General features: G+C 41.0%; 19 protein-coding genes. 10 read left to right on the plus strand and 9 right to left on the minus strand.

Annotated features, from left to right (window positions below; all coding sequences use genetic code 11):
- Positions 1-3: 3 nt before the first annotated feature.
- The 3 genes from BHV72_RS13175 to BHV72_RS13185 are packed head-to-tail and all read right to left on the minus strand — an operon-like array spanning position 4 to position 3,583.
- Positions 4-1,035: an endonuclease/exonuclease/phosphatase family protein gene (locus BHV72_RS13175; RefSeq protein WP_005677613.1), complete on the minus strand. Its 1,032-nt coding sequence runs from the start codon at positions 1,033-1,035 to the stop codon at positions 4-6.
- Between the two features lie 27 nt (positions 1,036-1,062).
- On the minus strand, positions 1,063-1,749 hold the full coding sequence (locus BHV72_RS13180) for a potassium channel family protein (RefSeq protein ID WP_005677612.1): 687 nt from the start codon (positions 1,747-1,749) through the stop codon (positions 1,063-1,065).
- Between the two features lie 4 nt (positions 1,750-1,753).
- Positions 1,754-3,583 (minus strand): TrkH family potassium uptake protein, encoded by a 1,830-nt coding sequence (locus BHV72_RS13185; protein ID WP_286856141.1) that lies wholly within the window; start codon positions 3,581-3,583, stop codon positions 1,754-1,756.
- A gap of 134 nt (positions 3,584-3,717) precedes the next feature.
- On the opposite strand from BHV72_RS13185, the gene BHV72_RS13190 reads away from it, so the two are divergent.
- The 6 genes from BHV72_RS13190 (at position 3,718) to nfo (ending at position 10,452) form a co-directional block, all read left to right on the plus strand.
- Positions 3,718-5,088, plus strand: coding sequence for a TrpB-like pyridoxal phosphate-dependent enzyme (locus BHV72_RS13190; RefSeq protein WP_286856142.1), 1,371 nt, complete (start codon positions 3,718-3,720; stop codon positions 5,086-5,088).
- A gap of 278 nt (positions 5,089-5,366) precedes the next feature.
- On the plus strand, positions 5,367-6,101 hold the full coding sequence (locus BHV72_RS13195) for an anti-sigma factor antagonist (protein ID WP_229093675.1): 735 nt from the start codon (positions 5,367-5,369) through the stop codon (positions 6,099-6,101).
- A 10-nt stretch (positions 6,102-6,111) separates the two neighbouring features.
- Complete coding sequence (locus BHV72_RS13200) at positions 6,112-7,062, plus strand: ABC transporter substrate-binding protein (RefSeq protein ID WP_022042062.1); 951 nt, start codon at positions 6,112-6,114, stop codon at positions 7,060-7,062.
- A 12-nt stretch (positions 7,063-7,074) separates the two neighbouring features.
- Positions 7,075-9,009: a SpoIIE family protein phosphatase gene (locus tag BHV72_RS13205; protein WP_286856143.1), complete on the plus strand. Its 1,935-nt coding sequence runs from the start codon at positions 7,075-7,077 to the stop codon at positions 9,007-9,009.
- A gap of 12 nt (positions 9,010-9,021) precedes the next feature.
- Positions 9,022-9,429, plus strand: coding sequence for an ATP-binding protein (locus BHV72_RS13210; RefSeq protein ID WP_005680355.1), 408 nt, complete (start codon positions 9,022-9,024; stop codon positions 9,427-9,429).
- Positions 9,430-9,618: 189 nt separating this feature from the next.
- Positions 9,619-10,452: a deoxyribonuclease IV gene (gene nfo, locus BHV72_RS13215; RefSeq protein WP_286856144.1), complete on the plus strand. Its 834-nt coding sequence runs from the start codon at positions 9,619-9,621 to the stop codon at positions 10,450-10,452.
- A 79-nt stretch (positions 10,453-10,531) separates the two neighbouring features.
- On the opposite strand, the gene BHV72_RS13220 is transcribed toward nfo, so the two are convergent.
- The 6 genes from BHV72_RS13220 to BHV72_RS13245 form a co-directional block, all read right to left on the minus strand.
- Positions 10,532-12,103 carry a ClC family H(+)/Cl(-) exchange transporter gene (locus BHV72_RS13220; RefSeq protein ID WP_055170788.1) on the minus strand — a complete coding sequence of 524 codons (1,572 nt, stop codon included), beginning with the start codon at positions 12,101-12,103 and terminating at the stop codon, positions 10,532-10,534.
- Between the two features lie 87 nt (positions 12,104-12,190).
- Complete coding sequence (locus BHV72_RS13225) at positions 12,191-14,941, minus strand: TonB-dependent receptor (protein WP_286856145.1); 2,751 nt, start codon at positions 14,939-14,941, stop codon at positions 12,191-12,193.
- Between the two features lie 52 nt (positions 14,942-14,993).
- Positions 14,994-15,551, minus strand: a complete 558-nt coding sequence (locus BHV72_RS13230; protein WP_122118449.1) for a DUF4890 domain-containing protein — start codon at positions 15,549-15,551, stop codon at positions 14,994-14,996.
- Positions 15,552-15,584: 33 nt separating this feature from the next.
- The gene (locus tag BHV72_RS13235; RefSeq protein WP_005677598.1) at positions 15,585-15,941 is read right to left on the minus strand and encodes a hypothetical protein; all 357 of its coding nucleotides are present in this window, start codon (positions 15,939-15,941) and stop codon (positions 15,585-15,587) included.
- Positions 15,942-15,945: 4 nt separating this feature from the next.
- Positions 15,946-16,485 (minus strand): RNA polymerase sigma factor, encoded by a 540-nt coding sequence (locus BHV72_RS13240; protein WP_022042070.1) that lies wholly within the window; start codon positions 16,483-16,485, stop codon positions 15,946-15,948.
- A 200-nt stretch (positions 16,486-16,685) separates the two neighbouring features.
- Positions 16,686-16,862: a DUF4250 domain-containing protein gene (locus BHV72_RS13245; RefSeq protein ID WP_005677594.1), complete on the minus strand. Its 177-nt coding sequence runs from the start codon at positions 16,860-16,862 to the stop codon at positions 16,686-16,688.
- Positions 16,863-17,311: 449 nt separating this feature from the next.
- Between BHV72_RS13245 and BHV72_RS13250 the strand changes: the two genes are divergently transcribed.
- From BHV72_RS13250 to BHV72_RS13265, 4 genes are all read left to right on the plus strand, one after another.
- Positions 17,312-17,749 carry a DUF8440 family protein gene (locus BHV72_RS13250; protein WP_005677593.1) on the plus strand — a complete coding sequence of 146 codons (438 nt, stop codon included), beginning with the start codon at positions 17,312-17,314 and terminating at the stop codon, positions 17,747-17,749.
- Positions 17,750-17,846: 97 nt separating this feature from the next.
- Positions 17,847-18,482 (plus strand): DedA family protein, encoded by a 636-nt coding sequence (locus BHV72_RS13255; RefSeq protein WP_022042071.1) that lies wholly within the window; start codon positions 17,847-17,849, stop codon positions 18,480-18,482.
- A gap of 78 nt (positions 18,483-18,560) precedes the next feature.
- Positions 18,561-19,208 carry a DUF47 domain-containing protein gene (locus BHV72_RS13260; protein ID WP_022042072.1) on the plus strand — a complete coding sequence of 216 codons (648 nt, stop codon included), beginning with the start codon at positions 18,561-18,563 and terminating at the stop codon, positions 19,206-19,208.
- Between the two features lie 15 nt (positions 19,209-19,223).
- The gene (locus BHV72_RS13265) at positions 19,224-20,240 is read left to right on the plus strand and encodes an inorganic phosphate transporter (RefSeq protein ID WP_005677590.1); all 1,017 of its coding nucleotides are present in this window, start codon (positions 19,224-19,226) and stop codon (positions 20,238-20,240) included.
- Positions 20,241-20,265: the final 25 nt, after the last annotated feature.

Raw genomic sequence — 20,265 nt, forward strand, 5'->3', positions numbered from 1 at the left:
CGATTATTTACAGATAAATGTCACTAGCAATCCCTTATGGTCTGTCGGCCACACATCAAGCGGTACTATGAATTCATCTTTTGATGTTTCCTCTACACGTTGAGAGCGGACAATAGATTCTTTCGGACCAAACAAAACGGCTTTCTTTGCTTTCAATCCTTTTCCTTTATAGAAGATAAAATCAATACGATCCCGTTCGTCCGCTTTAGGAGCCCATGTTATCTTTTCCGGAGTTTTTGCCAGGTTATCCGAAGGATAGGTAAATCCCGGATGCGTCAGAGGATTGGGATAAATCTTACGGTAGCTGTCAATAAAGCCAGCTTCTTCCAACAAAGTGGTAACTGTCCAGGGTACAACAAAGCCGTTGTGGTCGTACAAGTTCTTATTTTTCTCAATCCAATCGCGATGAGAAGGTTCGTTGAAGTCTCCTCCCACGATCACCCGATAGCCGTTTGCAAGGTCTTTCTCAGCCTGGGCGATAAACATACGAATCGCATCATCCCGCTGAGAGGCTACATTGACTTTCATAATTTCATCTACTGACGCCGGCAGTGGAATTTCTTTCCAGGTAGAGCCGTCATAGCCACGGGCGTTATAATATGCACAGTCCAGATAATCCAGGTGGGCAGTATAAACCGCTACCTTCTTTCCGTTCACGGAACTTGTTAGACGATAAATACTTCCATGGTCATTCTTTTCCGGAAAAACCGTCAAAGAGTCCGTGATAGGATGCTTGCTTAGTAAACCGGTATCATAAGTATAAAAAGAATAATACTTCAGCCCCTTTTCCTGAAGTGAAGCGCACACACGTGCCGTGAAATTCGTTTTATTGTAATTCCTCACCTCACTGAAAGTCACAAAGTCAGGCTTCAGACGGACTATCTCATTGATAATAGCATCATATCCGCCTGGTATCATGGTACCTTCCTGCCATACATTCCATTGCAACACTGTAAATTCATTACTCTTTTGTGCCTTCACAAAAACAGAAACCAGCAACAAAATAGCCGGTAATAGTAGTCTTTTTAATCGCATTTTTTTATATTTAAAGATGAATAATAATCAAATAGCTTTCCAAAAGGATTGGAAGTCACGATATTTACCGTAGCACACCAATTCATCCCCTTCTTCTACTTTCTCGTCCCCCGGAAGTTCATTCTTCACATGAAGCTCCATTAAAGAAATACCCAGACAATTAGTTACTTTATCCGCCCGCTTCAATCCGATTAGTTTTAAGTGAAATTCTTCGTCCAGATTCAACTCATTGACAAAGTATCCTACAAACTTTTTCGGGACTGTAAACTTGACGACATAATATTCCGAATCGACACGGAAAGCTTCCACGCTTGTTCCAAAATCCAGCAGTTGCACCAGACTGCGGGCCGCATCTTCTTCCGGTGTCAATATCTTCTCCAAGCTGAATGCTTCAAGCACGGCTTTATGCACCATATCAATGGCACGGGCATAGATATGAGCAACCTTCTTTTGTTTCAGCAAAGCAACCACACGCACCGATGCGCCGAAATTCTCACCTATGGCGACAATCACTATATCGACACTGTTCAGAGGAAGCACGGACAAAGCCTGTTCATCCGTTGCATCAATCACAAATGCAGTAGCAACCTTATCTTTTATACTATCTACGCGGCTTTCACTAATATCCGCACCAATAATCTCGTGTCCCAGTGCCGATAACTCTTCAGCCAACACACGACCGTAGTTTCCTAAACCGATAATAATGTACTTCATATCTTTAGTTTATGATAATGTTATCACTCGGATAACGGTATTTTGTATTCTTTTTCTGTTTGATAATTCCCAGCATTAACGTTATCAAGCCCACACGCCCGATAAACATCAACAACGCCACTAACAATTTACTTGCATCACATAAATTAGGTGTCAGATTCAGACTAGAACCTACCGTACTAAGCGCCGACACACATTCGAAAGTCAATGCCATTAGAGAGGCTTGCGGTTCCAGTATACTTAATATAAAGATAAAAAGAAACAGTACGCCCAACGACATAACCACTGTCGCATTAGAACGACGGATAGAATCATGAGAAAGTTCCCTTCCGAATACCTCCACCCGTTCCGAGCCACGCAACACGGCCACAAGATTCAGGACAACCACTGCAAAAGCATTCACTTTCACCCCACCGGCAGTAGATTGAGCACCACCACCAATCCACATCAGCACTAAATAGACCAACAAAGTCTGTACACTCAAAGAAGCTAAATCAACACTGCTGAAACCAGCCGTCCTCGGACAAGTAGCATTGAAGAAAGCCTGCGTCCACTTATCTGCAACAGGCATACCGGCAAACGAAGCATTCCACTCAAAAGCGGCAATCGCCAATGTGCCGGTTACCAAAAGCAGAAATGTCATAATCAACACAATCCTCGTATTCAGATTATACAAATGCGACACCTTATGCCTTTCTAACTTGCGCGTACGTACAAACTTCCAGAAATGACGCAAATGATACAGTACAATATCTTTGAAATTAACCAGAATAGGAAAACCGATACCTCCCAGAATAATCAGAAAAGAGACGGAAATAAACAGCCAGTTATGGTTGGTCATTACCATAGAGTTTCCCAAATTACCGGAAAGTGTAGAGAAACCTGCATTACAAAAAGCGGAAATAGAATGGAAAGCAGCAAAAGCCAGTTCGCCTTCCAAAGTCATTCCAAGTGTTCCGTGGATGCTGAACCAGATAGAAATCATGCCGATACCTTCAATCACCAATGTAAATCCCAAGATATATAATAACGTGGACAATAAGGAGCCCAGCGAATTGGAGCTAACCATATCACGTACCACTAACTGATTGTAAAGAGAAGTATTTCCCATAAAGAACATAGCGAAGAAACTGGTCAATGTCATTACACCTAATCCTCCTACCTGGATCAGCAGGATGATAACAACAAGTCCGCCGGTAGTAAATGTAGTCGATACGTCAACGGGCACCAGCCCCGTCACACATACCGCACTGGTAGCCGTAAACAATGAATCCACCCAGGTAATGCCATTCACCGTGCATCGTGGCAACATCAATAACCCCGTACCAATCAGAATGATAGTCAAAAAGCTGACTGCCAATATCAGAGAAGGATTAGTGCGACGCCCCAACAAACGGACCAGTCCGTTGGACAAATTCAGAAAAGAAAAAATTAGTAATAAGACAAGATGATAAAACTTCCCGTCCAGAAACTCCCAAAATTGCAGGATTGCCCCTTCTTCTTCCGGACGATGAAAAATGACCGGTATCAAAGTCAGATACAGCAAACCGCTCAAAATCCAGGCCAACCGCCGGTATTGTTTCTTTGTACTTCTATATTCAAGTGAGATATGAAGAGTCACATCAACCAGAAAAATAATCCATACAGCCTTATACAGGACCTGAATTTTCGCCACTTCATCAACCGATAGCGGAAAGCCATGTTCGTAAATCACTCCGACGATCAACAACAAAGACGCCAGATAAGTAAGTGCTTCTACTAAACCCAATAAGATACGTACATAAGGTTTCAGTAGTTTGTTCTGATACAACAAAAACTTATGATAAATCTTCATATCGCATTTTTTATATAATGCCGTGCAAACTTAACTAAAATAACAATCGAATCCGATTCTTTGTTGACAAAAACATCCGAATATTAAAAATTTTGTCTACATTTGGCAGCGGAAAACTAAAAAACCACAATATTATGAGTGACAAAAGAAAACGGTATATCCTGCCGGAAGAAGAAATCCCACACTACTGGTACAATATTCAGGCTGACATGGTCAATAAGCCAATGCCTCCTTTGCACCCGGGAACAAAACAGCCGCTGAAAGCGGAAGACCTGTATCCTATTTTCGCTAAAGAACTGTGTCATCAGGAACTTAACCAGACCGATGCATGGATTGAAATCCCGGAAGAAGTCCGTGAAATGTACAAATACTACCGCAGTACTCCGCTTGTTCGTGCTTACGGACTGGAAAAAGCGCTCGGTACTCCGGCACACATTTATTTTAAGAATGAAAGTGTAAGCCCTATCGGCTCTCATAAGTTGAACTCCGCTTTGGCACAAGCTTATTACTGTAAAGAAGAAGGCGTTACCAACGTGACTACCGAAACCGGTGCCGGACAATGGGGGGCCGCTCTTTCTTATGCAGCCAAAGTTTTCGGACTCGAAGCTGCCGTTTATCAGGTGAAAATCAGCTACGAACAGAAGCCTTACCGCCGTAGTATCATGCAGACTTTCGGAGCACAGGTTACTCCTTCTCCGTCCATGTCTACCCGCACCGGAAAAGATATCCTGACTGCACACCCTACTTATCAGGGTTCACTCGGAACAGCTATTTCCGAAGCTATCGAACTTGCTCAAATGACTCCTAACTGCAAATATACACTTGGTTCCGTACTTAGTCATGTTACCCTTCATCAGACAATTATCGGTCTGGAAGCGGAAAAACAGATGGAAATGGCCGGTGAATACCCGGATGTAGTAATCGGATGTTTCGGAGGCGGTTCCAACTTTGGTGGTATTTCCTTCCCTTTCATGCGTCATAACATACTGGAAGGCAAGAAAACCCGTTTCGTTGCCGCCGAGCCCGCTTCTTGCCCGAAATTGACACGCGGCAAGTTCCAGTATGATTTTGGTGATGAAGCCGGATACACCCCATTACTCCCGATGTTTACATTAGGACACAACTTTGCTCCGGCCCATATCCATGCAGGCGGCCTTCGTTATCATGGTGCAGGTGTCATCGTTTCACAATTACTCAAAGATAATCTCATGGAAGCGGTAGATATCCAGCAACTGGAATCGTTCGAAGCCGGTTGCCTGTTTGCACAAATGGAAGGTATTATCCCTGCTCCGGAGTCCTGCCATGCTATCGCAGCAGCCGTTCGCGAAGCCAATAAGTGCAAAGAAACAGGAGAAGAAAAAGTAATCCTGTTCAACCTTTCCGGGCATGGGTTGATTGACATGGCTTCTTACGACAAATATCTGGCAGGTGATTTGGTGAACTACTCATTAACCGACGAAGATATTCAAAAGAACTTGGATGAGATAGGCGATTTAGCTAAATAGTCTTCTGATTTCAACATCCGAACAATAAAATAAGCCCGGTATCTTATGCCGGGCTTATTTACTTTTCATTACCATATCTCTGAAAAAGAAAGTTGTCCAAATAAGATTTCATGCTAAAAAATGATTTATCGGCTAAAAGATGTCCTTTCCTAAAGATTTTCGCCAATATCGGAAGGATTTCATCTGAATTAATTTCCTATTCTTAACAGAAATCCGTACTTTTGCGCAGCATTCAATCAAACAAAAGCCATACAAATATGACACGCTACTTAAAAAACATGGAAAAAGAAATTATCATTGATAATCAGTTGGATGAAGTTGCAAGAATTGCTCTATTTATCGAAGAATTAGGAATGTCATTACAATTACCGGCAGGTATCACAATGAGCCTCAACCTCGCTATTGAAGAAGCGGTTACCAATATTATCCGTTACGGCTACCCTTCCAATAAAGAAAGTGAAATCATCCTTCGAACATCTGTTGCTCCCGGAATGCTGGTTACACAAATTATAGACGACGGAATTTCCTTCGATCCTACTGCCAAAGAAACATCTGACAATGTACAATCTCTCGACCAACAACTGACACAAGGCCTGGGACTTTTCCTGATCCGGCGTACAATGGACAAAGTAGAATATCATTCCACAGATAATCATAACGAATTAATTCTTACCAAGAATATAGATATGGACTTCAAGCCTGAAGCTACTTTGAAAACCAATCTATGCCAAATAGAAGAAGTGACGATTCTCACTATTGAAGGGCGTTTGGATACAGCAAATGCCAATACATTCAATACAGTATTACAACCTCTTTTAGCTAGTAAAACTCCAAATATAATTGTGAATTGCGAAGGCTTATCATACATTAGCAGTTCCGGTTTGCGAAGCCTGATTACACTGCAAAAGAGTGTCATGCAACATGGAGGTCAACTTGTCCTGGAGGCGATGAAACCAGAAATACGTAAAATATTCGATATGACCGGATGCTCCGGACTTTTTACAGTACGCTAACTCATACTGTATGAAAGTAATCCGCATCATAGCCTGCATCCTGCTACTATCTGTATTTTCATTAATAAACGTAGTTCATGCACAGTCTGTTACACTTATCCCCAAATGGACGGCACAGGCACAATTTGCAGGTTACTATGTAGCGGAGAAAATGGGCTTCTACAAAGAAGAAGGACTTGATGTACACGTGAAACATCCGTCTCATTCGGAAAACTCATTCCAGTATCTTAAAGAAGGAGAGCCGCAGGCAGTTATCACCAATCTATCACAAGCGTTAATGGAATACTTTGCAGGAAAACGAATTGTAAATATCCTGCAAACTTCACAGGAAAACAGTTTGATGCTAGTCAGCCACTCACCATTAAAAGGAATTCCGTCATTACAACACAGAGAAATTGCAGTATGGAATCATCTTACTCAGGAACTACTCGACCGAATCGCGAACAAATACCAAATTGAAGTAGAATGGATACGGTTTAACAGTGGTATCAATCTATTTCTATCAAAAGCAGTAGATATTTGTATGGTGGGAAGTTATAACGAGTTTCCACAACTTGCCGAATGTGGAATGCAGATAGATTCTACTCATATCATGCGTTTTGCCGATTATGGATATAACTTGCCCGAAGATGGACTTTACGTTACTGAAGAATTTTATCAAAAGCATCCCGAAACGATACAGAAACTAGTCAGAGCCTGTATCCGTGGCTGGAACTGGGCGAACGAGCACCCGGAAGAGACTCTTGACATTGTAATGGAGCAGGTACATCATTACAATATAGGAACCAACCGATATCACCAGCGTAAAATGCTGGAAGAAATACTGCGATTGCAAACAGACAAAACAGGGCAACGCCCTTATCGGCTGAGTCGTGAAGGTTTCGATCTGGCAATTGATATTTTACTGCCACCAGACATCTCAAAGAAAAAAAGTATTCGTTACGAAGACTTTGTAAAATAACCAATTCACGACATGAAACACACATTTTCCCATTCTTTTGCAACCCGGTTAAGTATCTACGTTTTCTCATTCACGTTGATCGTCTTTGCTACTATCATGGCATTGTTCTACAATTATAACCATGAAAAGGTAACGAGTTACGCCATTGAACGTACTCACGGATTATTGAGTAACATAGCAACAGAAATCAGCAGCCAGCTAATGTCGGTAGAAACAACTATCAATCAATCTACATGGGTATTGGAAAGAAACATAAACCTGCCGGATTCATTGCATCTTATCATCGAATCAGTCGTAAAGAATAATCCACTTATTGTCAAAAGCGGCATAGCTTTCACCCCAAACTACTATAAAGAAAAAGGCAAGTATTTTATGCCTTATGCTTCGCTCGATAACAAAACAAATCATGTAACCTATCAGGTATTAGGCAGTCAGAATTATGATTATCCTTGTATGGACTGGTATCTTATCCCTAAAATGCAGAAACAAGCCTACTGGAGTGAACCTTATTATGACGACGGAGGCGGAAATATCATTATGAGTACTTACTCAAAGCCTTTGTATGACAACCGTGGCGAACTGTTCGCTGTCTTTATCGCCAGTATATCCCTGACGCAATTCACCGATACGATCAGTCTCCTGAAACCATATCCCTCCAGTTATACTTACTTAATCAGCCGCAACGGAAGTTTTCTGACTCATGCAGACCGGGATAAAATAATGAATAAGACCATATTTTCCGAAGCCTTTGCCACAGAAAACCATTCACAGGAACAGATAGGACGTGAAATGCTGGCCGGTCATACAGGTACTATACGCTTCGACAACCAAGGAAATGATTCATACGCATTCTATACTACTATTCCCCAAATCGGTTGGTCAGTATGCACGGTATGTCCGAGCCGTATTATTCTTCAGGAGCTGGACAGTACTTCCCGAAAAATCATTTATACTTTTCTGGTCGGTATACTGATATTACTACTTATTGTATACAGTATTATCCGGCGTTTAGTCCGTCCATTAGAGAAATTCTCGGAATCCGCTCGTGAAATTGCCACAGGGCGGTTTGACGTGACACTACCCCTAGTCCGCTCGAATGATGAAATCAAAGACTTATATGATTCATTAGTCTACATGCAAAAATCATTGTCGACTTACGTGAATGAACTGAAAGAGACTACTGCAAGCAAAGAACGTATTGAAAGCGAGCTTTCCATAGCACGGGAAATACAAATGGGCATGCTCCCTAAAATATTTCCTCCTTATCCGGATCGTAATGATGTGGATTTGCATGCCATACTGCATCCCGCCAAAGAGGTGGGTGGCGACCTTTATGATTTCTATATGGACGGCAATCATCTCTATTTCCTGATTGGGGATGTATCGGGAAAGGGAGTACCCGCCTCACTATTTATGGCTATCACCCGTAGCTTATTCCGGACGTTATCCCAGCATGTACTTTCACCTGCCAAAATAGTTACGGAAATGAACAATTCTATTTCCGACAATAATGAATCCAATATGTTTGTCACCCTCATTGTCGGCATACTCGATCTGGAAACAGGCATACTGAAACTTTGCAATGCCGGTCACAATCCTCCCATACTCATTTATCCTGATGGACAGGTTTCATATTTGGAATTCAAAACTCAAATATTTGTAGGAGTCGTCGAAGATTTTAAATACAGTGATGAAGAAGTTGTATTGGAAAAAGAAAGCAAATTGTTCCTTTATACCGACGGAGTGACAGAAGCTGAAAATATAAATAAAGAACTATATGGAGAAGAAAAGTTATTGGAAATGTTATCAGATAATGCCTCGTCGGATGTGCGTACTACAGTCAACGTTGTTGTAGACTCCATTGCAAGCCATGTCAAAGAAGCCGAAGCAAGTGATGACCTCACCATCTTACTAATTCAATATGAACCCGGAACAGCAAACAGTTAAGTTATTATCAGTATGGAAAAAGAAATTAGAATCTCAAACAATTTGAACGAGATAGTAGTTTTAGCCAGTTTTATAGAAGAACTGGGCGAGGAACTTTCCCTGCCGGCAGAAACGGTTATGAATATCAATTTGGCACTGGAAGAAGCTGTAGCCAATATTATCATGTACGCTTACCCTCCCAAAGAGCAACATATTATCTTACTGAAAGTTACTTCAACCGAAAAACAACTGATTTTCCTTCTCACAGATAAAGGAGCTTCTTTCGATCCCACGCAAGTAGAGGAAGTAGATATCACACTTCCAATTGAGGAACGTCCTATCGGTGGGCTTGGCATTTTCCTGATTCGCAGCATCATGAATGAAATATCCTATCAACGCATCGATAACGAAAATCGACTAATAATGAAAAAAGACATTTAACATAAGAACGAGAAGATATTCCAAACGTGGGAACTCCGGTTCCAAGGCTGGAAACTGGAGTTTCTAACTAAGGAAACCTCAAGAAACTCATGGCTTGCTTTTGAAGAAGAACAATCTTAATTGTTCATTCAAACATCCGTTCCTCTAAAAATGTTATATTTGCAGATTATAATCAAAAAAGAACAAAATATGAAATATATCGGAGCACACGTAAGTGCATCCGGCGGCGTAGAATTCGCCCCCATAAATGCGCATGAAATAGGAGCAAATGCTTTTGCACTGTTCACTAAAAATCAACGCCAATGGATTAGCAAACCATTGAGCGAAGAAAGTATCCGGCTTTTCAAAGAGAATTGTGATAAGTACGGTTTTCAGCCTGAGTATATCCTACCTCACGATAGTTATCTTATTAATTTAGGGCATCCTGAGGAAGAAGGACTGAATAAAAGCCGTGCCGCTTTCTTGGACGAAATGCAACGCTGCGAGCAACTGGGCTTGAGACTTCTGAATTTTCACCCCGGCAGCTCTCTTAATAAAATAGCAACAGAAGATTGCCTGTCACTTATTGCAGAAAGCATTAATATCACTCTGGAAAAGACAAAAGGAGTAACAGCCGTTATTGAAAATACTGCCGGACAAGGCAGTAATCTGGGAAGCGAGTTTTGGCAATTAAAATATATTATTGACCGGGTAGATGATAAAAGCCGGGTAGGCGTTTGCCTTGATACTTGCCATACATATACAGCAGGTTACGATATTGTGAACGATTACGATAAAGTATTCGAAGAATTCGACAAGGAAGTAGGATTCAATTATCTGCGTGGTATGCACTTGAATGATTCGAAGAAAGCACTGGGTACCCACGTCGACCGTCACGACAGTATCGGCGAGGGACTAATTGGAAAAGCATTCTTTGAAAGATTAATGCAAGATTCAAGATTTGATAATATATCTTTGGTACTCGAAACTCCTGATGAAAGTAAGTGGGCAGAGGAAATAGCCTGGTTAAGAAGTGTTGAGTAAAAGACAGATAACAAAAGACATTGATATACCAAAATAGCTGGCAGACAGGATCTATCAGCTATTTATATATAACGGACAGCTAATAAATATTCGCCATACTGACTAAAGGTTCATACAGTTTTTCTATATCCTGTGAATCCATTTCGATTTGTACCTGATCACCGGGCATTAGTTTCTGCCCTTTAGGAGTCCAGTCCTTCCGGTCGCGATGAACATTAATAATAATACAACGCTCCGGCAGACGAAGCTCATCCACAATCTTTCCGTCCAGATAAGAACCGCTCATGACCTCAACCGATAATGTGTAGCGTGCTTCTTCTTTGAATGCAGGTGAATGAATCATGTCTTCGTATAAAGTCACATTGAGAGGTTTTATTTGAAGCATTTCAGTGAAATAATAAGTTAATCCCCCAACTACGATCGAAGGATAGAATACTTCTAAATGTCCCGTTATCTCGGTTATCAGCACGATAGCCGTTAATGGAGTGCGAACTACTGCCACAAGAAAAGCGGACATACAAATCAACATGATATAACTGATATTCTCGTATGCAATAAGTCCCTGTCGCACCATAATCAATGCTACGATTTGTCCGAGAAGTCCTCCTGTCACCAATGTAGGAATAAAATTTCCACCCGGCAAGCCCGAGGAAAAAGAAAATATGCTAAAAACCAAATGTAATAGCATCATACCGACAATCCAAAGAATATGTGTATCCGGATGCATGGCCTGTGAAAGCAAGAATTGCTCTCCTCCACCGGTCAAATTGAACTCCGCCATAGAGATAAGAAAAGCAATAAAGAGCAGGTACAGCATTTTCACGTATTCCGGATGTTTAATGGCAGGATAGATACGTTTGACCTGAAGTGTGGTGATAGAAAAGAGTTTTCCGAAAATGGAAATTACGGCGGCCAATAGAAGAAACAGTTTCACCTGCCCCCCAAAAGTCATTCCCGGCACAATGGCATCTATATGAAAATAAGGATTCATAGGGAAAATCCAACTGGCGACCCCACCGGCAACCACTCCTGCCAGCAGCGTAGTAATAGCCGTTTTAGGCGCATCGAACCGTTCAATGGATTCTATAACCAGCAACGACGAAGCCAATGGCGCAGCAAAAGCAGCCGCTAATCCGGCACCTGCACCGGCAGCTAATAACTGCTTCCGTTCGCCGCTAAGCACCCGCCCCCATTTGGATACCAAGTATCCCACATATGAACCTATCTGTACGGAAGGTCCTTCACGTCCCAAAGACAGTCCGGTACTTAATGCGAGTATTCCACCTACAAACTTAGCCATCAATTCCCGAAAAGGATGTTTGTAATCAACCCGTCCGTTAATGACTCCACGTGTCTGTGGAATCCCTCCACCCGTAATGAGAGGCATTTTTTTTACGAGCCAGGAAACAAATAGAAGAATTCCCCACATCAGCAGGAAAAGAGGAATATACCAATACCACTTTAAATGGGCATCAAAGAAATCGTGACGAAGATTGAAGAAAAACTGCAATAGATAATGGTAGGGCACTGCAACAAGCCCCGTCAGCAGCCCCACAAAGATACTAACAAAGTAAAGCCGCGCGTCAATCAACTTCAGTTTAAAGATTCGCCAACGGCCCTTATCCTTCAATTTATTGACAAAATCAAACATTCGGCAAGGTTTTCATTGTTTTCACGTACGACAACAACAATCAAAACCCTGCTGTGGTTTTCGGATAAATAGAAATTTAATTCTCAATTATCGCCCCATCATATTCAAACGAAGAATAGCATGCACCATGAAATAGGAACCCAGCGCATTGTAATCAGTATCACGAATAGCAGTGGCAGTAATCGTACGTATCATCGAAACGTCCTGATGAAGAATATCATATATTTTGAAACGGAGCAGTAGTTGTTTCCGTTTCAGAAAGGCTTTCGACAACTGACAATTCCACATCAGGTTTTCGCGGGCATTGCCACTATATCCATAGCCGGAACGTTGAAAACAGGTAAGGTCGCTGAACAGTTCTATCCCCCATGGGAAATAATATTGTACTTCCGTGCCAAAGCGGTAATCGTAAGTTTCGGTACGTGTCTCTTTCACATTATTATGGGAATTGTTGTACAGCAATTCTGCACGGGCACTGATTTCCATTTGCTTCGTGCGGTATGTTAATTGCAAGCGTTGGCGGGCTGTGAGATGTTTCACTGTACTTTTTACAGGAGCTTCTTTATTTATAGTGCTATACCCGTTCTGGTTTCTGTATTGCAGATATGAATATGTACGGAATCGCCAACTACGATTCTTGAAAGGAGTATTGAGAGAAAAAGAGCCCATAGCACGCCAGTTACCGTTCAGATTAAGAGGAGTGGTAGTTCGCACACCGGATTCGCTATCATAGGTCACTTGGTTGGTTATACTATTAATGGTATTCTCCGCCAAGACGGAAGCAACCATATTCCGTTGGTGTTTGGCATTATAGGAGTTGAAATTTAATGTGAAAGTATTCGTATACGAAGGCTTCAGCAAAGGATTACCGACACGGATATTCAACGGGTTGGTGCGGTCCGTCACCGGTTGAAGGTCGCGTATATTCGGCTGACGGCTTTTTCCCCGATATACAATCTGCAAACGGGTACGTTTGGAGAACTTATAACGGAAATTGACGGTAGGAGAAATATTAAAAACAGACTTTCGCAACGGTTCTTCTGCCGGAGTTGCCTTTTCCAAAAGAGAACGGCTGACAGACTTTTGAGGTTCAAAGTCAGCACCGATATTATAATTATATTTCTTACGGGAGGTACGGACCGCAAGATTAAACAGGTGATTACTATACTGATTTTCAAAACAATTGCTTGCGTCCTCGTCATAATCAGGAGCAAATTCTTCCAGTTCCTTGTTCCAGTTGTAAACAAAACGGTCGGAGTTGTTCACCCGATGCTGGTAACTGTAACGGAACTGAAGAAAATGAAACCAGGGCAAAGGTTCTACATAAACTAATTGTAACCGGTAGTTATACCCCTCCATTCTATCTTCAATCTTTTGATTCTTTACATTCTTAGCATTGTTTTTGAAGTAATGGGTAGTGGAAAGGCTGGTTCTGTCGGTGGAAGATTCATTTGTACCATAATCAACTTTCAAGGCTATATTTCTTCCCATTCGGCTAAGTTTCCGACTAAGTTGCAGCATCATGGTCAGATTATAGGATGAGCTATGAGTTGTGCCTGATGATTCCCGCTCATTCAGTAGCACATCATTGCCCCACCCTTGCTGAAAACCGTTACTACTTCTATCATTGGCAGCCGTACGGTATTGAGGGCGAAAAATCAATGTTGTAACAGAATCCATTTTCCACTCCAAGAAAGCATTCGCTACCAAGTTATCGTTTCCCTGTCGATTGTGTCCGGTACTTTCGGTGATAGATTTGTCTTTACGAAGATAATTGTCTACCGTAGTACGACTGTCCTCCAGACGGTCAGTGCCCATATATTGAATGTTCGACCGAAATTTGACGCGCTTCCAGTCATGAGTGGCATTCACTCCCAAAGAACGGGAAGTAGTCAGCCCTTTTTGAGTACGAAGATTACCGGAAGAACTGGCAGACTCCCCCTGCATTTCAGAAAAGCCTTGGTTGTTGGTGTTATTCAGATTCCCGATAACAGTCAATTGGGAGTTATCCCGGAAACGGTTTAAAGTATTGGCTAGTTCATAACGGTCTTTACTTCCATAACCACCCATAAAATTTTCCATCCACCCTCGTTTCATATTCTTCTTGACCGACAGGTCGAGAATCATTTCTTCTTCACCATCGTCAATACCGGTAAGACGGGCAAGATCGGACTGGCGTTCGTATGCTTTCAGCTTTTCTATCATCTCTACCGGAAGATTTTTAAGAGCTGCTTTCGGGTCGTCGGAAAAGAATTCTTTTCCGTCCACCAAAATCTTTTTCACTTCCTTTCCATGAATCAGCAGTTTGCCGTCCTCATCTATTTCTCCACCGGGAAGTTGTTTCACCAGTTCTTCCAGCATGGAGCCTTCGGGAGTACGATAAGCCGAAGCGTTAAAGACGGTAGTGTCTCCTTCGGTCACCGCCATAGGTGCTTGTCCCACAACAACGGTTTCGTTTAATGAAATACTCTCCGGACTCAAAGATATATTACCCAAAGTGGGTGTCTTATTATTTGCTGAAACAGATATAGTCCGATAAACAGAGGTATATCCGATATAAGAGATATGCAATAGAATAGACTTGCTTTTCGGAATAGTAACAGCTAACTGAAATTTACCTTGTATATCCGTAGCTCCTCCCACTAATAAGATGCTATCCGGTAAAGCCAAAAGCCGGACCGTAGCAAACGGTACCGGCTGATTGGTTTCAGTATCAACAACACGCCCGACAAAACGCTCTTTGCCGGACTGTGCATAAACAGCCAAACTTATCAGTAACAGGACATAACAACTGATCAAACGGTACTGAAAAGAATAAATACGTCTGTCTATGCTCAAGTTGTGTTGATTTAGTAAAACAGAAACTTATAATATAACCTAATCCCTATTGTTATCCTTGGCGCGGAGCACGAGGTCTTTGTCCCTGATGATGTCCCTGCCCCGGTTTCTGACCTTTTCTGCGGTCAAACTCTTTCCTGAATTTATTCATATTACTCTTTTCCTGCTGATAGATTTTCATAATCTGCTTTTGAGAAAGTATCTTGCTGAATTCATTATAATACTTCTCACGAATATCAAGCATCTTACGGCTTTGAGCAAACTGGTTTCTCAACATGGTAGCAATCTGTTCGTCAGTCATTACCGGTCGCGAAGCATCCTTTTTATCGGTAGCCGATGTTCCTTGAGCTTTTTCGGCTCTTGGTTTATGGTTCATCATGCGGCACTCGCGCAGTTCTTTCAGATATTTCTCGTAAACCGGTGTAAACTTGGCGGCTGTCGCATCATCCAGCATCAAGGTTTTAACAATCTGATTCGTCTGCATCTGCATCATCTGCTCTTGTGTGGGACGTTGTTTCTTCTCCTTATTATCTCTATTTTGAGCTGAAAGGGTCATCTGGCTTCCCAACAAGAGAGCAGCCAAAACTACATAAATAAATTTCATCTTCATAATCTTTACACTTTTAATCATTGATTGAGTTACTTAATTCAAAAATATATCGTTTTCAGAGAAGCTGACGAGCTCTTCCAACTCCTCATCCGACAATTCTTTAATCCATTTGTCTACCGGATCCGTACCATTACTTCTGTCGACAGCCAATGTGTTCGAAGAAGACGATTTGACCTCATCCATTTGACGCAAGGACGGAACGAATAAAATTCCAGCTAATACTGCCGCTATGGCAACTACCGTAGAAATAATCAGCTTCATGTGAGACTTCCGCTGTTGTTTCACCCCGGTACGTTCCATTACCTTTCGTTGCACATCCTCGAAGAATCCGTCGGGGGTAGTGTAAGGGGTCCGTTTACCAATATCGTCAAAATCAAAATCCTTTTTCATCGTTCTACCTATTTAGTATATATTCCTTTATTTTTTCTTTTGCATAGTGGTAATTCACTTTCAGTGTATCCACCTTACTATCCAGCACCCGCGCAATCTCTTCATACTCAAGTTCATCGTAATAACGTAAGTTGAATACAAGCCGTTGCTTCTCCGGCAAACTCAAAATGGCTTCTTGAAACTTCACCGCCAGTTCGTTCTCATAATCTATATAATCAGAAGCTTTCAGTTTGCTCATCAATTCTTCCTGTACATCCTCCGCTGATACGACTCCTTCCTCTTTACGACTATTCAATAAGCGTAAACTTTCATTCGTCGCAATCCGGTAAATCCAGGTTGACAGTGAACTTTCTTCGCGAAATTGATCGATATGTCGGAATATCCGGATAAAGACCTCCTGAAGCACATCTTCCGCATCTTCGTGAGACACGACCAGCCTACGGATATAATTATATATCGGTACCTGAAAAGAGTTCATCAGCATCTTGAATCCCCGTTCACGATCCGAGGAACAAGCTTCACGAATTTTATTCTCGTTTATCATCAATTCTATATCTGAGCTTTATTAGTTAGAACGCAGAAGGGTGTGGAAGTTAAATACAAGAATTCGTATTTTGCTTTTATTAACAAGAAAGAGGAGAAAAAGAAGTAGGATACAAGGAAAAGAAATTGCCTCCAAGACCTTTACAGAGGCTTTAGAGGCAATTCGAATACTTTATCTATAAATTGTAAATAAGAAGTCTGTTACCAGAACTTATTGTGTTCCGCACTATATTCAAAACCGACAGCTTTCAACTGATTCACTAATTCATCCTTATTTACGTCCATATCTTCACAAAGTTCGTCAAGTGAAGAATAGCAATCACGCAACTTCATATTGATAACGCTAAACAGCATCATCGGGTCTTTGGGTAATTCCATAACATACAATCTTTTTAAACCGGACGCAAAGTTACAGCAATCTCATTGAATGGCAAAACAAATCAATCTTAAAGGAAGCAGAAATTCGGGTATATCTTTTATAATATCCATTTGAGAACAAGGAAAATAGCAAAATAATAAATAAACAGTTATCCAACCAAGTGCTTTTCTACATTTCTCATACTGATGCTTCTTAAAGGTTAATAAATTACATTTCTACTAATAAGAGTGCTCAGACAGAAAAATGACTGTCCATTCATCCACATACGCCATTCATTTAGGATTTAAAAGATGAATGAGAAGCAATGTACTAACGGGATAACATATACTCCAATGAGATTTATGAGAGTAAATGCAGAAAACAGTTCCCGACAGCCGTAGATATAATTGTTAATTATACTTGTGAATATGTATTTCATATAAAAATAGTTCCTACATTTGTGGCCGTTATGATGAAGTACATATTCTGTATATTATTAGGTATATTTCTAAGTTGGGGATTCCAGTTGATTTCCGACGAAAGGCAAGAAGCATATCGGCCAGAAACCGGTAGTACCTATATACAAACTTGTGTTAATGCTTTTCATCCCGAAACTAAAACTATGATAAAACAACTAGGGAAAGAAAAGAAACTCGTCAAAGCAAAAGAAAATACAGGAAAGCAGGACTACAATGACAGTGACGGTGTCTTAAATCCATCCTCCTTCCGTTATTTCTCTCCTTCAAAGTTACTTAGATTCAATATTCATTCCGTTACTATCCGGATATTAAGTTCTTTAAAGATTCAACTTCCTAAGAATCAATGGACAGGTTTCTCATTCTATACTAATTTTATCAAATATTCCGATAGATATCACATCTATACATTAGGTCATATACTCATTTAGCCATTTTATACCTTTTATAGACATAGAAAATTCATATTTTCTATGCCTTATTTGTTGTTCCTATCTTTTCCTTTTAATAACAATCAAAGTATATAAAATGGATTTTTTACTCAATTTTATACTCCATATTGACCAATATATGGTCATGATTGTGCGTGATTATCATGCATGGACCTATGCTATCTTATTCATCATAATCTTCTGTGAAACCGGATTAGTAGTCACTCCTTTCCTCCCGGGTGACTCTTTACTTTTCGTTGCCGGAGCGATCTCTGCGTTACCCGATATGCCTATCAGCATACACATACTCGTTATCATATTATTTGCTGCTGCCATATTAGGTGATTCATGCAATTATATGATTGGGCATTTCTTTGGTCGAAGGCTATTCAACAATCCTAAATCCAAGATATTCAAGCAAAGTCACTTGGAGAAAACGCACGAATTTTATAAGAAGTATGGTGGCAAAACCATTATCCTGGCACGCTTTATCCCCATAGTACGTACATTTGCCCCCTTCGTTGCAGGAATGGGGAAAATGAATTACTACTATTTTATGGTATATAATTTGGTTGGTGGAGCTGTCTGGGTAACTATATTCTGTTATGCAGGATATTTCTTCGGCGATCTCCCGTTTGTGCAGGAAAACCTAAAACTACTCATTGTAGCCATTATATTCATATCCATATTGCCTGCCGTAATTGAGGTCATACGCGCCAAGTTGAAATTTTAAACTGCCCAAACCATAGTCTGTATTCATTTGTTACTAATATAAATAAAGTAGAAAAAACAATTTAAAGTTTTTACACTTATGAAAAATTCTTTTTTTAGTCGGTTTACCCCAAAGGAACCGAAGTTTTTCCCGTTACTGAAACAATTATCAGAAGTACTTTCTGCCTCATCTGTTGCTTTAGTAGAAAGTCTGCAACATGACCAACCGGCAGAACGCTCGGAGTACTACAAAAAGATCAAAGACCTCGAACGGGAAGGAGACAGACTGACACATCTGATTTTTGATGAATTAGGAACTACATTCATCACTCCCTTTGACCGTGAAGATATTCATGACTTAGCTTCTTGTATGGATGATGTCATCGACGGAATAAACAGTTGTGCCAAAAGGATTTCCATTTATAATCCTCGTCCTATTTCTGAAAGCGGAAAAGAACTGAGCCGTTTGATCCAAGAAGAAGCTATATATATTTGTAAAGCTATGGATGAACTCGAAACATTCCGCAAAAAGCCGACACTCCTCCGAGAATATTGCTCCAAACTGCATGAAATCGAAAACCAAGCGGATGATGTATATGAGTTCTTCATCACCAAACTCTTTGAAGAAGAAAAAGATTGTATCGAACTTATCAAGATTAAAGAAATCATGCACGAACTGGAAAAGACAACCGATGCTGCAGAGCATGTAGGTAAAATTCTGAAAAGCCTGATTGTAAAGTACGCATAAAAGAAGCCTGAACACATGGAATTATTAGTGACTATCATTATCCTAGCTCTGATATTCGACTATATCAACGGCTTTCACGATGCTGCAAACTCCATTGCCACTATCGTATCTACGAGAGTTCTTACCCCCTTCCAAGCTGTATTATGGGCTGCCTTCTTTAATTTCGTTGCTTTCTTTATCGCTAAATATATAATAGGCGGATTCGGAATTGCCAACACTGTATCCAAAACCGTAGTAGAGCAATATATTACTTTACCGATTATATTAGCAGGAGTTATTGCCGCTATCACTTGGAATCTGATTACTTGGTGGAAAGGTATCCCCTCCTCTTCTTCTCATACCCTTATCGGAGGATTTGCAGGAGCAGCTATCATGGCAAACGGATTTGAAGCTATTCAACTTAATATCATCCTAAAAATTGCAGCATTTATTTTTTTGGCTCCTTTTATTGGCATGGTCATTGCATTCGGATTCACTTTGTTCGTACTTTATATCTGCCGGCGAGCTCATCCTCATACCGCAGAGCAATGGTTCAAGAGATTACAACTTGTATCCTCCGCCCTTTTCAGTGTCGGACATGGTCTGAATGACTCTCAGAAAGTAATGGGTATCATAGCTGCCGCCATGATAGCCGCACATTCCATGGGATTGGGGATGGGCATAAATAGTATCAATGATCTGCCCGACTGGGTTGCCTTCTCCTGTTTTACGGCCATTTCACTCGGAACCATGTCCGGAGGTTGGAAGATAGTAAAAACAATGGGAACCAGAATCACCAAAGTAACTCCACTGGAAGGAGTGATTGCCGAAACAGCAGGTGCTTTCACTCTCTACATCACGGAAATGTTGAAAATTCCTGTAAGTACGACACATACTATCACAGGAGCAATCATCGGAGTAGGCGCAACAAAACGCCTTTCTGCTGTTCGTTGGGGAGTTACCAAAAGCCTGATGACGGCTTGGATTCTTACAATTCCGGTCAGCGGACTTTTAGCAGCCGGTGTTTATTTTATTGTTTCTTTATTTATATAATAAAACATATTCCAGCCATATAAAA

The organism is Bacteroides sp. 43_46 (genome assembly GCF_001915455.1).
In the GTDB taxonomy this organism is placed as follows: Bacteria; Bacteroidota; Bacteroidia; order Bacteroidales; family Bacteroidaceae; genus Bacteroides; species Bacteroides caccae.

What these genes read in the sequence shown, in the direction of transcription:
- BHV72_RS13175 (WP_005677613.1), bottom strand. Translation starts at nt 1,035, where the DNA reads ATGCGATTAAAAAGACTACTATTACCGGCTATTTTGTTGCTGGTTTCT.
- BHV72_RS13180 (WP_005677612.1), bottom strand. Translation starts at nt 1,749, where the DNA reads ATGAAGTACATTATTATCGGTTTAGGAAACTACGGTCGTGTGTTGGCT.
- BHV72_RS13185 (WP_286856141.1), bottom strand. Translation starts at nt 3,583, where the DNA reads ATGAAGATTTATCATAAGTTTTTGTTGTATCAGAACAAACTACTGAAA.
- BHV72_RS13190 (WP_286856142.1), top strand. Translation starts at nt 3,718, where the DNA reads ATGAGTGACAAAAGAAAACGGTATATCCTGCCGGAAGAAGAAATCCCA.
- BHV72_RS13195 (WP_229093675.1), top strand. Translation starts at nt 5,367, where the DNA reads ATGGAAAAAGAAATTATCATTGATAATCAGTTGGATGAAGTTGCAAGA.
- BHV72_RS13200 (WP_022042062.1), top strand. Translation starts at nt 6,112, where the DNA reads ATGAAAGTAATCCGCATCATAGCCTGCATCCTGCTACTATCTGTATTT.
- BHV72_RS13205 (WP_286856143.1), top strand. Translation starts at nt 7,075, where the DNA reads ATGAAACACACATTTTCCCATTCTTTTGCAACCCGGTTAAGTATCTAC.
- BHV72_RS13210 (WP_005680355.1), top strand. Translation starts at nt 9,022, where the DNA reads ATGGAAAAAGAAATTAGAATCTCAAACAATTTGAACGAGATAGTAGTT.
- nfo (WP_286856144.1), top strand. Translation starts at nt 9,619, where the DNA reads ATGAAATATATCGGAGCACACGTAAGTGCATCCGGCGGCGTAGAATTC.
- BHV72_RS13220 (WP_055170788.1), bottom strand. Translation starts at nt 12,103, where the DNA reads ATGTTTGATTTTGTCAATAAATTGAAGGATAAGGGCCGTTGGCGAATC.
- BHV72_RS13230 (WP_122118449.1), bottom strand. Translation starts at nt 15,551, where the DNA reads ATGAAGATGAAATTTATTTATGTAGTTTTGGCTGCTCTCTTGTTGGGA.
- BHV72_RS13235 (WP_005677598.1), bottom strand. Translation starts at nt 15,941, where the DNA reads ATGAAAAAGGATTTTGATTTTGACGATATTGGTAAACGGACCCCTTAC.
- BHV72_RS13240 (WP_022042070.1), bottom strand. Translation starts at nt 16,485, where the DNA reads ATGATAAACGAGAATAAAATTCGTGAAGCTTGTTCCTCGGATCGTGAA.
- BHV72_RS13245 (WP_005677594.1), bottom strand. Translation starts at nt 16,862, where the DNA reads ATGGAATTACCCAAAGACCCGATGATGCTGTTTAGCGTTATCAATATG.
- BHV72_RS13250 (WP_005677593.1), top strand. Translation starts at nt 17,312, where the DNA reads ATGATGAAGTACATATTCTGTATATTATTAGGTATATTTCTAAGTTGG.
- BHV72_RS13255 (WP_022042071.1), top strand. Translation starts at nt 17,847, where the DNA reads ATGGATTTTTTACTCAATTTTATACTCCATATTGACCAATATATGGTC.
- BHV72_RS13260 (WP_022042072.1), top strand. Translation starts at nt 18,561, where the DNA reads ATGAAAAATTCTTTTTTTAGTCGGTTTACCCCAAAGGAACCGAAGTTT.
- BHV72_RS13265 (WP_005677590.1), top strand. Translation starts at nt 19,224, where the DNA reads ATGGAATTATTAGTGACTATCATTATCCTAGCTCTGATATTCGACTAT.